Origin of the sequence: Candidatus Accumulibacter contiguus (assembly GCF_036625285.1) — a bacterium.
Lineage (GTDB): Bacteria > Pseudomonadota > Gammaproteobacteria > Burkholderiales > Rhodocyclaceae > Accumulibacter > Accumulibacter contiguus.
In genome coordinates this window covers 587,178-600,005 of the sequence record NZ_JAZKUC010000001.1, presented here as the reverse complement: position 1 = coordinate 600,005, position 12,828 = coordinate 587,178, and the positions used below count along the sequence as shown (strand labels likewise).

The following is a 12,828-nucleotide window of genomic DNA, read 5'->3' as shown; positions in this document are numbered from 1 at the left end:
TTCCTTGGTCCGAACTTACTGATGGCTTTGCTGAACAAATTTGCCGGCAGGATGGCCTTTCCGTCCAGAGCGCCAAGTCCGCTCCCGGAAAAAATTGCAGCACTCCTGCAGGAGTCGCGCTGGCTGATCCTGATCGTCGTCGCCACCTTCCTGGCGCTCTCGCTGTGGGGCTACCATCGATCCGATCCCGGTTGGTCGCACGCCGTACACACGGCAACGCTGCGCAACCCGGCCGGCCGTAGCGGCGCCTGGCTGGCTGATTTGATGCTTTACGTCTTCGGCCTTTCGGCGTGGTGGTGGATCGTCCTGCTGCTGGTCTTTGTCTGGTGGGGTTATCGGCGTCTCGACGGCCAGCGGGCGACCGACCGGCGTCCGCTGTTCATTTCCCTGGCCGGCTTTCTGGTACTGATCGTCTCCAGCAGCGGACTCGAGACCTTGCGTTTCTACACCCTCAAGGCAACATTGCCGGTTGGTCCCGGTGGCGTCATCGGCATCGAGCTCGGCGCCTTGGTCGTGCGTTATCTGGGCTATACCGGTGCGACGCTGACCCTGTTCGCCCTGCTGATGCTTGGCTGGAGTATTTTCTCCGGGATGTCGTGGATTACCGCCGCCGAACGCGCCGGCACACTCCTGGAAGCGATCGTCGTCGGCGTCCACGGCTTGTTCGAACGCTGGCAGGATCGACGGATCGGACGCGAAGTCGCGCGCGAGCGAGAGGCCGTGGTCGAGGGCGAGAAGAAGCGCGGAGAGATGCATGAACCCGTGCTGACCGAAAGTCCTGCGCTGGCCAACCCTCCTCGCCCGCTGTCGGCAAAAGCCGGCACACATGGCCAGGAACCGACCCTGAACAAGGAGCCCGACGCGCCTGCACCGCTACCGCCAGAAACTGGCAAGCACACTCACGACGAGCCGACCCTGACGGTCATGGCTACTTCAGACACCCTTGATCATGAAAGCCATGACCGCTTTCCTCAACCCATCTCCCGATCGCGAGAGATAGGTGATTCGCGAGTCGCTGACGCGACTCCCACCTTGACCGAAACGCCCGCAGCCCTCGCGCCGCCGAAGGGCGGGAAGCGGACAGACCGGGGGCATCCGCCACCACTCCCCGAAGCCGTCGAAGCCTCCCCGCTGCCGCCCGTGCATCTGCTTGAACCGGCGCCCTTGCAGAGCAGCCGCGTCAGTCCGGAGACTCTTGAATACACCTCCCGTCTGATCGAGCGCAAACTCGCCGATTTTGGCGTGCAGGTGGCGGTCACCGCCGCCTATCCCGGGCCGGTCATCACGCGTTACGAAATCGAGCCGGCAGTCGGCGTGAAGGGCGCCCAGATCCTCAATCTGGCCAAGGATCTGGCACGCTCGCTGTCACTGGTTTCGGTGCGCGTCGTCGAGACGGTACCGGGCAAGTCGTCGATGGCGCTCGAACTCCCGAATCCCAAGCGACAGATGGTGCGCCTGCTGGAAATCATCTCCAGCCAGGAATACAAGGAAATGGACTCGCCGCTGACGATGACGCTGGGCAAGGATATCGGCGGCCAGCCTTTGGTCGTTGACCTGGCCAGGATGCCGCACCTACTGGTCGCCGGAACGACCGGATCGGGCAAATCGGTCGGCATCAACGCGATGATCCTTTCACTGCTCTACAAAGCCGGGCCCGAGCAGGTGCGGCTGATCCTGGTCGACCCGAAGATGCTCGAACTGTCGATCTACGAGGGCATCCCGCACCTGCTCGCGCCGGTGGTGGTAGACATGAAACATGCCGCCAACGCTCTCAACTGGTGCGTTGGCGAGATGGACAAGCGCTACAAGCTGATGTCGGCGATGGGCGTACGCAATCTGGCCGGCTTCAATCAACGCATCCGTGATGCCGCGAAGAACGGCGAGATGATCGCCAACCCGGTATCGCTGACTCCGGATACCCCCGAACCGCTGTCATGCCTGCCGTTCATCGTGGTGGTCATCGACGAACTCGCCGACCTGATGATGCTTTCCGGAAAGACCGTCGAGCAACTGATCGCCCGTCTCGCGCAGAAGGCACGCGCCTCGGGAATCCACCTGATTCTGGCGACGCAACGGCCGTCGGTCGATGTCATCACCGGCCTGATCAAGGCCAATATACCCACCCGCATCTCCTTCCAGGTGTCATCAAAAATCGATTCACGCACCATCCTCGATCAGATGGGTGCCGAAGCCCTGCTCGGCCAGGGCGACATGCTCTACCTGGCACCCGGGACCGGTTATCCGACACGCGTCCATGGCGCTTTTGTCGCCGACGAAGAAGTGCATCGGGTGGTCGACTACCTGAAAAAAACGGGTGTTCCAGATTACGTCGAAGGTGTTCTCGCCGGTGCCAGTGCGGACGACGAAGGCGAGGGCGCGAGCGCTGGCGAAGGCCAGGATAGCGATGGCGAAGCCGATCCGGTCTATGACCAGGCGGTCGAAGTGGTACTGAAGAATCGCCGCGCATCGATTTCGCTGGTACAGCGCCACTTGCGCATCGGCTACAATCGCTCGGCTCGCTTGATCGAAGCCATGGAAAAAGCCGGGCTGGTTTCTGCCATGGATGCCCGTGGCGGTCGCGAAGTCCTGGCCCGCAAGGAAGAGGAATGATTCGCCGCATTCTCCTCGCCACCGCCTGCCTGCTGGCTGCCCAGGCAGCCCACGCCGGAGCGATCGACAAGCTGCAGCAATTCCTCGAATCGACCCGGACGGTACGCGCCGATTTCGCGCAGACGGTGGTGGCCAAGAACGGACGCCAGGCGCAAGCGTCTAGCGGCGTCATGATGTTTTCGCGCCCGGGCAAGTTTCGCTGGCAGATCGAGAAGCCCTACAGCCAGCTGCTGGTGGGTGATGGCGAGAAAGTCTGGATCCATGACCCGGACCTGCGCCAGGTCACGGTCAAGAAGGCCGGCACGGCGATCGGCGGGACACCGGCGGCACTGCTCGCCGGGGATAGTGCGATCGAAAGGAACTTCACCCTGCGAGAAGCTGGCGATCACGACGGGCTGGAGTGGATCGAGGCGATTCCCAAAGCGCAGGATAGCGGCTTCGAGAAGGTCCGTCTCGGTTTTGCGAATAAGGAGCTCAGAGCAATGGAGTTGTTCGACAGCCTCGGCCAGACCACCTTGCTGCACTTTTCCCACCTTGAGCGCAATCCGCGCCTGGCTCCGTCGCTGTTCCACTTCGTCCCGCCGGCCAATACCGACGTGATTGGTGAATAGCGGTGCCAGCCCTGACGCATGACTAGCAAAGCCCAGTGGTAGCGAGGCTTGGCGGTTGGTCACCCTATCGGGAACACCGAAGATCCACGCTTGCCAAGAGTTCCTGGAGCGCTTGCAGGCGGCCGGGTTGCTGGTACTGCCGCCCTTGCGGCCGGCGCGGCCCGTCCGTTCAGCCCTCCTCGCGCCGGTGGTGGATCCGATGGACTCAGCCGCTTCCTGATCTTTCCGCACGTCCGTGTACCGCAGGCCAGCCATGTGCTCGGGCAACTCGCGCGCCGCGCCCGCGTGGACTGGCGCGATCACTGGGGCTTCGAGCTCCTGCGGCTGGAGACCTTCGTCGATCCGCGTCACCATGCCGGCACCTGTTACCTCGCCGCCGGTTGGCAGTTGCTTGGGGTAACCAGCAGACGTGGGCTGGCCCGCCCTAGCCAGTCGTATCACAGCACGCCCCGCCAGGTATGGGTCAAACCGCTGACCTCGTTTCGGCTGCTGCGCGACCTCGACCTGGCCCACATCGAACAGGCCCACGTCGATCTGGTGAAGCGGCTGATCCGCGGCAAGAGCTTTCGCCGCTACCTGATCAACCATTGCGATCCGATCGCCATCGACGGCTCGCAGAAGCTCGCTGGCGATACCTCTGGGCGGAGGAACTCCTGCAGCGCACCGTCGGCAAGGACGAAACCCGTCACACCCAGTATTTGCTCCTGCTCGACAGACTCTACGCCAACGGGCCGGTGATGCAGTGGCCGTGATCACCACTGGCAGTTCATGATCGTGCTCAAGGACCAGGATTTGTCCACCGTCTGGCAGGAGTTCCAGCAGTTCTCATTTCAGCCAGAATGAGAATTCTGAAAATGTCTATTGCTTGACCGCAAGCGTAGTCAGCCCTATAATCTGCCGCCCTGAGGTGATGTAGCTCAGTCGGTTAGAGCGATGGATTCATAACCCATAGGTCGGTGGTTCAATTCCACCCATCACCACCAGAAAAATCAATGACTTAGGCCACTTCAAAAGGTGGCCTTTTTGTTGTCCGTCGTTCCGGTAAGCAGATGGTAAGCAAATTTCAGCAATCCAGATCAACGTCGGGCAAGAAAAGCGGGGCCGGCAGGGTGTCGCCAGTTACGCTGTAACGCTCCCGGCAACGCAGTGTTGCTTTTTTGCAATATGTCGCATTTCCGCCATGCTCGCCGTCTGAGCCTTCGCCTAATCCTGATCGCTGGCTACTCGCTTGGCTACCTGCTTGGCTACCTACATGGTTGACGTTGCCGGCCCCGCCGACTGGCTTGAACCATGCGCTGCAACCATGCGCCGGTGACTGTAACCATGCCGGAAACCATGAACCTTGCCCTGAACCATCGCCGCACCAAAGAAAAACCCGGCACACGCCGGGTCGGTAGGGTCATGCGGTCGTTACGCTGTAACGCTCGCCGGTGTCAGGCGCCTGTGATGGACACCCTTGCTGCGGATACCCTTGCCTCACCAAGCCCCCCGCCGGGAGTCCGTCAAGGGCTTGCACAATCGACGCTGGCGGGGTGATCTGCCGTCGGGCCATACCATCGCCCTACCGCGCCACGGAAACGCCCTTGTTCGCTGGCAGCGTACTGTTGCCATCAGCATTGTGCGGCTGCGCTACGCAACTTTCGCGCCAGGATGAACTGCTACCGGCTGAACGTGAAGCGCTGCAATGCGAGGAACGATTCATGCTTAGGGTTGCCTTCGGCATTTGCGATCGCAGTATCTTCGGCTTTATGAAGATAGCCCCTCCCTCTCTGTGACCAAAAACCGATTAAACAGGAATGCTACCGCTTGATACCCTCGACTTGCCGAAAGTAAAGATTTGACGCCAAACCTTCATCCTCTACAATTCCGGTAGGCGCAAGCTTCGTGCTGATTTCGTCCATATTCCAGAAGAGTGAGTTAATGGCAGGTGAAGACCTTTACGCCATTCTTGGCGTCCTTCCTGACGCTGAGGAGGTTGTGATTGCCGCGGCCTACCGCGCGCTAGCACAGCGTTATCACCCCGATAGGTGGAATGGTGATGCCATGGAAGCACACCGGCGCATGAGCGCTATCAATCAAGCATATTCTGTCCTTCGTGACAAAGCTCTTCGATCTGGCTATGACAGGGCGCGCGCCCAATCCCAGCAGGCCCAGTTCACTGCAGATGACAAAGACATACAAGCCGAAGCATTCGAGTCAGCCCTGAGCGAGCTAGAGGGGCGCTGGAAGATCGCCTGTAGCATCTACCCCGACCTCAAAGAGTATCGATCGACACTCACTAAAATCTCAACATCCCTAGCGTTTGCGTTTGTCACCGCGATGCTTGAAACAAAGTCATTTGTGCGGCGTTCTGAAATAGCTTCGCACTTGGAACGGATGTTTTTGGAACGCTATTTCGGCACAAACAAGCAAATCCTCAAGTTTGCCCGGTCTCTCATACTTGCGGGTCAGAAGGCGCCAGCCAAGGCGCTGAACCGGCTAGTTGATGTAATGGGTTCAGACGTTGACGCCCATCTCTTGATTGAGCGCGTAGAGAACGATTTTGGCTTTCCAGAGGCTCGTGAACGGGCCAATCGGGCAATTGAGAACCTTTCTGCTACTTCAGGCGCCTCGAATTTTTTAGGGCTAGTTAGGCGTGGAGATCTGCAAGGAGTGGCTACCATGCTAATGGAAAACCCGCTCTATGTTTCCGTGACTGACGGAATAGGTCGGACTCCCCTTCATTTGGCTGCCGCCGAGAAAAATGTGCGAATGGCAAATCTGCTGATTGACGCTGGAGCGCCATTCGATCAGCTTAACTGCTATGGACTCAGCGCGGTGCGCTTCCTTGAGGACAACAAAATGTCTGAACCACTCGCACGAATCCGGACATTGCAGGGTCGCTCGAAGGCGTAAGCGAAAGATTCCATTGAGGGCGGCGCGGGCCCGCCCTTCCGAATGTTAAGTTTTGCCAGCATCTATGAGTCAGAGCGCTGCGGTCCATAACCTTGCTGGAGCGTCGTCCCTCGTCTTGTCGCAGGACACTGGCCCTATCACGTTGCCCATTGCATCTTTCACCGTATCGGCCAGCAGACTGTCGTTGCCACGGTCCGACGGAAGCATTGACGCCTCTACCAGTCCTGCCTCGAATTCACTGGCGAAGTAGGTCACCCCCTTGTCGTAGTGCCGTCTGTCTCCCTGCCGGACGGGCGAAACGATGGCGACGAAATCGCCTCGCTCCTTCGCTGCTTCGACCTTCTGCCGGTACTCGTCCCATGCCGCGGGGGTCGCATCCGTCGGCGGTTCCACCAGCAGGCAAAACGCCTGCACAGAGGGCGGCAGAATTGCGTCTTCGAGTTTGGTCAAGCGTCGTTCGAGTGTGCTCATTGCATTACTTGCTGGGGCAACAGAATCACGCAGCACGGACGGCGATCAGTGCGAGCCAGCGCTTCGACTTTCGCCCGTTCCACGAAGTCGTCTTCGGCCTCGTCGGCGCGTCGGTTCAGAACCCTGTCGCCGAGGTTGGCGCGAGCCACCTCGCGGTTACCACGGGGTGACACGATGCGCCGGAAAATCACGTCGATGCGGTTCGCGTCCGGGGTGGCCGCATTTTCCAGTTTCGCCATGCGTCGTTCCAGTGTGGTGCTCATTTCTTGATCTCCAATGCAGTGATGCGTTGTTCCAGTTCAAGTGTCTCAACGGCTTTGCGTCGCGCTTCCACGATACCGGCCATCGTCGCTGCCTCTCCCGGCAGCAGATCGCCGGCAGCAACAGCTTGCAGGATCGCCCGCTGCGCATCAGCGATACCGTCAGTGGTGCTCGTGTCCGGCAGCGCCAGGAAGATCGGGCGCTCCTTCGCCGGTGGCACCAATCGTTCGAGCACCAGCCGCGCGGCGCTCATGTCGCCTTCTTTGGCCATGTCCACCACTTTGCGCGCGATCGCGTCGGCGCCTTCCTCCATCGCAGCCAGAGCAACGATAGTTACCCGGTTGCGGCGGCCCTTCGGGCGGCCCTTCGGGTTGCCAGACTGACCGGGCTTCCAGCCAGGGCGCAGCTTTTCAGTTCGGGGCGTTCCGCTCATTCCTTGTTCCTCGACGGTGTATTTTCAACGCAGGCTTGTTCTGTGACACTCACGAAACCATAGCGCCGGCCGACTACAGCCTCACCGAAGGGCGCCGCTTTTCGGCTGCCTTCAGACACCAAGACATGTGCTCCAGAAACGAGCCGAGAGTTCTTGTCATCATCATCGAGTCGTGGTTATCAGTCGAGAGTCAGGTTCGTCAACCGCAGCCGGCATGGGCTCACTTCTTCAGCGGTCGTGCTTTCCGCATGACCGTAACCCAAGCGCCAAGCAACATGTCCGTTCTTTCGGGGTTAATGATAGTCAAATACTATCATTGATCGATATCCGATAAAATTTTGCGGAAAGCTGACTCTCGGTCGACGCGGTTTCTTTCCGCATACACACTTCGGCGCCACCCGTCCCTATCGAACCGGCAGCCGGAGCATGGCGTGGTCGACGAAAATAGGCGGCGCTCGCCGCGGAGTTGCACGGCAGTGCCGCCGCTTTGAACGAAGTCTTCGATGCCCTATCGACTTCCCATGCAAACTGACGCCGAGAGGAGCACCAGATCGGGGACGGTACCCGATTCGTTGTCGAAGGCAACCGAGTCCCCGCTGCGGCTGATCGTACGAAATCCAGCAAGCACGGCGGACAAGCTACTTGAACTTGCTGCCGACCATAAAAAGCGTCTTGAGCTTGTCGAGAGTGCTCTTGAGTCGCTCCGCAACATCGAACAACGACAACTCGACTTTCTCGACCCGCACCTTGAGTTCTCGAATGTCTTCGGCAAGCGTGGCCCGCTCACGCGTCGTTGCCGCACGGTCCGTATTGAATTCGGACGCAAGCTCTTTGAGCGAGGTCCTCGTCGCGACGATGGCCTCTGACTGCGTTCGCGAAACACGGTGAAAACTGTCGATTTGCTGAGTGAGGTTCTGGATAAGCGCGTTCTGCTTGTTCAGGAACTCCGTGATTTGGCGATCGATCTTCCCCTCGTGCTCGGCCAAGTCATGTTTGACAGCATCCTTGAATGCATCGATTTCGGTCTGCAGGAAACGCTCGTGACGCGCGGACTGCGCATCCAGTCCGTTGCGAACCTCCTGGAATTGCGACTCCAGCCGATCCTCTGCATCCTGGAGTTTTGAGCCAACATCGCTCTGGAGTTCATCGCGAAGCGTGGCTAGCAATTTTTCAAGATCGTTTGCTCGCTTCTGCGTTAAAGCGTTGGCCTGTTCTGCAGCGTCGGCGTTCTTCCCTATTCGTGATTCGATGCCTTGCAGTTTCTCCTCTTGTTCGGCGAGCGACGCCCGGTTGGTCGAGCGCAACTGCTCCTCCGCTTCGACCAGCCGCTTGCCGACCGACTGCGTGATGCGATCGAGTTCCGTGAGCAAGTGGTCGCGCGTCTGTTTCCTTTCGGTCTGCGCCATCGCCACCTCCTGCTTCAGCCGCTCCCATTCCGCCTGGATCTCTTGAAGCTGGAGCTGTATGCCGTCGGCCTTGCGAAGGGCCTGTTCGCCTTGGTTGAACTGTTCTTCCAGAACCTTGAGCTGTTTCTCGGAATCGCTCTTGACCCGCTTGATGGCTTGCGCGGCGGCAATGGCCCCGTCCACTTGTGCGTCGAACTGCTGCAGCTTTTGCCGGATTGCTTCGACACTGGTAATTTCAGGCATAGAACACCTCTTCCAACCTGCGCGCTTTCGCCGCAAGCGAACGTGTGTGGTCGGGGAACGCCTCCTCGACCAGGATAAAGAACTGCAGGCACTCACGCATCCGGGCGACCTCTTGGTTTCTGCGATACTCCGCCTTGCTAGCCTCACTGACCAAAAAATTCCAGCCGTCCGGAGAGTCGCACGCGGTATCGGTTTCGTTGAGGACCGCAAGCAGGTCCGGTTTCAGCCGGCGCTCGGACGACCGCAAGAGTCTCTGGACTTCGGACAGCGGTACCGGGCGCTGATTGGCGGTACGGAGCAGTCGCCTGGAGTTCGCTCCGCGCTCTTCCGGCGGAGAGAATTCGCGCGCGATAAACAGTGCGTTCAGGTTGTTTGCATTACCCTCCAGAACGGCGCGGGCGTGCCGATATTTCGCGGTCGGATAGTCGGAAAAATCGGCCACCAGCCCGTTTAGGACGCTCAAGTCGAACGAATCGCTTTCCAGAGTCTTTTTCAACTGAAGTTCCCTCTCCGCGTTGCTGGTCTCCGGGGGAGCAATGCGGATTTCGGGAAATTCCAGGTTTGGCGCACAGACGTCACAGCAACCACAGCGATACGACTTTTTCACACTGTCGCCAAAGTAGCCCAAGATTGCGCTGCGACGGCACTCGCGGGTCCTGACGACCTCCAGCAAGTTCCACAACATGTCGTACCGCATCTTCACCACGTCTTTGTACGTGTGGTCGAGCAGCAACAACAGGTGTTCGTAAATCGAGCGATAGAACACCACTTCAATTCCATCGAGAAGTTCCACAAGCTGACCGTAGCCGGCGAACTTGCGCAACTTTGGCTGAAAACTTTCCCAGGGACGATATTCCTGTCGGCAGCGGGCAAGCTCCTTGAGAACACGCCGTTCTTGCCAACCGGGAAAGTCCGGGTGATGTTCAGCCAGCCGACTTTGCACCTGTCTTTCGAGGCGCGCCAAAGCTTCCGCCTGATCAGGCAATTCCGGCAGCGTGAACTCGACATCAAATCTCGGAGGACGCGCATAGGTGATGACGTAATCGTCCACCAACCCCAGGACGGTGAGCCGGTAGAGCGCCAGTTCGTCGCGCGAGAGAGACTTGTTCGAGGAGCACAACACAACGCTGCCGTCCTGACTTGCTTTGCGCGCGACGATGAGCTGGTCAAGGACTCTCAGCGCGCGGAAGGCATCTGACTCCGCCCCCGGATAACTGCTCGCGATAAACATGTGCTGCTTGCCGTAGTCACAAAGCCCATCCATTCCGTGCGTGCAGCCGGCGCGGTAGTTGCATTGCGGGCGCTTGATATCGTCGAGTTGCAGTTGCCCGTGGCACCTCTCGTTGGGCGGCGTGGTCAGCAAGACGATGTGGGCCCGCTCGTTGTCGCGGCCGGCACGCCCGACTTCCTGGTACCAGGATTCCATGCCGGACGACAGCGAGGTATGCACGACGAAGCGCACACTGCTCTTGTCGATTCCCATGCCGAATCCCTTCGTCGCGACGAGGATGTCGAATCCGCTGTTCTTGAAATCGTTCTGGTTCGCCTTGATCAGTTCGTCCCAACTAGGCGGAGTGATCGCGTCTGCGCCATCGAACTCTCTCTTGCAGTGGCCGCAGACTTTGATCCCAGCCTTCTTGGCAGCGCCATTGTCGGTGTCGTCAATCGACCCCTCCCCGTCCGCATCCTCCGCATCGTCCGTGCTCGTCTGAGCTCTGCTCGTGTAAGCGTAGGAGTGACAGTGTGGGCAAAGCGTCGGCGCTTTGCTGGAGAATGCCCTGACGGCGCCGCTCCCGAACGCGTCCAGTTCGAACCGAGCGTTCGGCTCTAGAATCTCCATCGTCTCGGAGAGGTAGTGCGCCACGCCTTCCCAGATGGAGTGTTGGCCGTGTGGATCCGCGTAAATGCAGAAGACGATTCCAAGCGACTTCTCGCCATGCTTATTCTCCTGACGCATCAACGCCGGAAGTGTCGCTTGGCGGAGCGCTTTCGCAACGTCCCTGGTCAGCACTTTGCGATAGGCCTCGGTCTTCGACGCCAAGTCCTTGGCCGCGACAATCTGGTAACTGAACCGCTCCCGGTCGGCGACTTCATCCTTCACCACATCTCCGTTTTCACCGCCGCGGAGCCGTAGAATGGCGAGCATGTCGGCCTGCACCTGCTGCCCCGCGGTCGCGGTGAGCGCGATGAGCTGAAGCCCGGCAGTGTCCTGCGCAAGCCTCTCGCGTAGAAGCGGAAGTTTGAGGTACGACGGACGGAAATCGTGACCCCACTCCGAAATGCAATGCGCCTCGTCCACGGCGAGGGTATGGACTGGGACGAACTCCTTCAGCCGGTCGAGTTGATCGAGGAACTTCTTGATGCGGAGGCGCTCCGGCGAGATGTACAGCAGGCGGACGTGGCCCAGACGCGCTTCTTCGAGAATGCTTTGCTGCTTTAGCTGACCGACGTCGGAATTGATGAACTCTGCGGAGGCGATGCCGCACTTCAGCAAAGTCAGCCGCTGGTCACGCATCAGCGACCGAAGCGGCGCAATGACCAGCGTCAGGCCGGGCTTCAACAGGCCGGGCAACCAGAAGCAGAATGACTTGCCGCTTCCGGTCGCTGAGATGCCGAGAATGTTCTCCCCTTTGAAGATCCGTTGCAGGACTTTGTTCTGAAACGGCTTGGTTTCTGAATCGTATTCGAAAACATTCCGCGTGAAGAAGCTCAGGCGCATTTGAATGGCGTCGAGCGAGAGATCCCTTCGGAAACGCACGTCGCCGGCTGTCGCGGGCGGAGTCAGTACGCTGGAGGCGCCAAGTCTGACCGCTCCGCTGTCGAGTGTCAGGGGTGTCAGCGCTGTTTCGGCCTCGTCTTCTGCGACGGCAACGAGGGGGTGAAAAGGGACTGACCAATCGCCCGGAAATTGCTCGCCTGAAACCCTTACCATTGGCAAGTCGAATGCAGTTTCGACTATCCCCTCGACTGCGTCCAGAAACTCGTACAGCGCGCTGATGGCAGCAGCGACAAACGGGAAGCCAAATCCGAAGTTGTCCCTGACCAGCACGACGTTGCCGAACTGCGGCGCCGTGAGCAGCGTGCCCACGAAACAATCCTGCGTGCGGTAGAAATCGTTCACCAAGTCGATCACGCTTTGCCCGGCTTCTTCTGGAAAGAGGCTGGCTTGATAATCCGCGTACGGCTGAATCGTCAGGAGGCGGCGAAGCTGCGGGTCTGCCCTCAACACGTCATGCAACTCGCGCAGCGTGACCTCGGGTGTTTTCATCACCTGGCCGTAGGTGTACCGCAATACCCGCCAGCCCTGCTGGGTGATGAAGTTTTGGCGCTTCGTAAAGTCGTCGAGTTCCGGGCGGGTCCGAAACTTCGCAAATCCGTCTACCTCCAGCGCAAGTTTGTTGGTACCCTCGATGGCAAAGTCCAGGGAGTATCGCCCGACACGACGTTGCGGATGAACAGCGTGAAGTCCTTCCTCGTTCAGCAGGCGTGCAAGAATCCTCTTGACGAACTGGATCTCCAGGTAGTTCGCGGCCTCCTGCAATTGGCGGTCGCCGGCGAGTCGGTCATCGGCAAGGGCGTTGTGGAAATACTGGTGTCTGCGGAAGAAGGCTTTAGCCCGTGGCGCAGTTGCCTGGGGGGATTCCAGCAAGTCCGTGGGCAGAGTGCGCTGTCGCCGCCCACTGTGGAAATCGTTGCTGACCGGGAATCTGGCTAGGATCTCTTTCCTCGGATCGGGTGGCAGAAATCGCAGCTTGTCGTTGACGAACTGTTGGTAGCCTCGGTCGTCTCGAACGTCGAAAAACCCGTCATCAAAGCGGTAAACCCCGCGAACGACGGACGGCAGGAAATGACGGACAAGTGGATTCACCCTCGCGGTGTCCTGCAAGGCCGTCGCAAA

Annotated in this window: 9 protein-coding genes and 1 tRNA gene; 5 read left to right on the top strand and 5 right to left on the bottom strand. The window is 59.4% G+C overall.

From position 1 onward, the window contains the following. The first annotated feature begins 21 nt into the window (after nucleotides 1-21). From V5B59_RS02925 to V5B59_RS02905, 5 genes are all read left to right on the top strand, one after another. Nucleotides 22-2,610 carry a DNA translocase FtsK gene (locus V5B59_RS02925; RefSeq protein ID WP_169070260.1) on the top strand — a complete coding sequence of 863 codons (2,589 nt, stop codon included), beginning with the start codon at nucleotides 22-24 and terminating at the stop codon, nucleotides 2,608-2,610. Further along, nucleotides 2,607-3,221 (top strand): outer membrane lipoprotein chaperone LolA, encoded by a 615-nt coding sequence (lolA, locus tag V5B59_RS02920; protein ID WP_034909959.1) that lies wholly within the window; start codon nucleotides 2,607-2,609, stop codon nucleotides 3,219-3,221. Before V5B59_RS02925 ends, lolA begins: the two co-directional genes overlap by 4 nt. Before the next feature lie 90 nt (nucleotides 3,222-3,311). After that, nucleotides 3,312-3,959: a Druantia anti-phage system protein DruA gene (locus V5B59_RS02915; protein ID WP_169070261.1), complete on the top strand. Its 648-nt coding sequence runs from the start codon at nucleotides 3,312-3,314 to the stop codon at nucleotides 3,957-3,959. 168 nt (nucleotides 3,960-4,127) lie between these two features. Further along, nucleotides 4,128-4,204, top strand: a tRNA-Met gene (locus tag V5B59_RS02910). Between the two features lie 901 nt (nucleotides 4,205-5,105). Then, nucleotides 5,106-6,116, top strand: coding sequence for a DnaJ domain-containing protein (locus V5B59_RS02905; RefSeq protein ID WP_332351568.1), 1,011 nt, complete (start codon nucleotides 5,106-5,108; stop codon nucleotides 6,114-6,116). A gap of 69 nt (nucleotides 6,117-6,185) precedes the next feature. On the opposite strand, the gene V5B59_RS02900 is transcribed toward V5B59_RS02905, so the two are convergent. The 5 genes from V5B59_RS02900 to V5B59_RS26085 all read right to left on the bottom strand — a co-directional run bounded on the left by V5B59_RS02900 (nucleotide 6,186) and on the right by V5B59_RS26085 (nucleotide 12,798). Next, the gene (locus tag V5B59_RS02900) at nucleotides 6,186-6,587 is read right to left on the bottom strand and encodes a hypothetical protein (protein WP_169070264.1); all 402 of its coding nucleotides are present in this window, start codon (nucleotides 6,585-6,587) and stop codon (nucleotides 6,186-6,188) included. Further along, a complete protein-coding gene (locus tag V5B59_RS02895) occupies nucleotides 6,584-6,850 on the bottom strand; it encodes a hypothetical protein (RefSeq protein ID WP_169070265.1) in 267 nt (88 codons plus the stop codon). The genes V5B59_RS02900 and V5B59_RS02895 overlap by 4 nt, the downstream gene beginning before the upstream one ends. Continuing rightward, nucleotides 6,847-7,281 (bottom strand): DUF5681 domain-containing protein, encoded by a 435-nt coding sequence (locus V5B59_RS02890; RefSeq protein WP_169070266.1) that lies wholly within the window; start codon nucleotides 7,279-7,281, stop codon nucleotides 6,847-6,849. The genes V5B59_RS02895 and V5B59_RS02890 overlap by 4 nt, the downstream gene beginning before the upstream one ends. Before the next feature lie 638 nt (nucleotides 7,282-7,919). Beyond that, a complete protein-coding gene (locus V5B59_RS02885; protein ID WP_332351567.1) occupies nucleotides 7,920-8,870 on the bottom strand; it encodes a hypothetical protein in 951 nt (316 codons plus the stop codon). 52 nt (nucleotides 8,871-8,922) lie between these two features. After that, complete coding sequence (locus V5B59_RS26085) at nucleotides 8,923-12,798, bottom strand: DEAD/DEAH box helicase (protein ID WP_408612883.1); 3,876 nt, start codon at nucleotides 12,796-12,798, stop codon at nucleotides 8,923-8,925. Nucleotides 12,799-12,828: the final 30 nt, after the last annotated feature.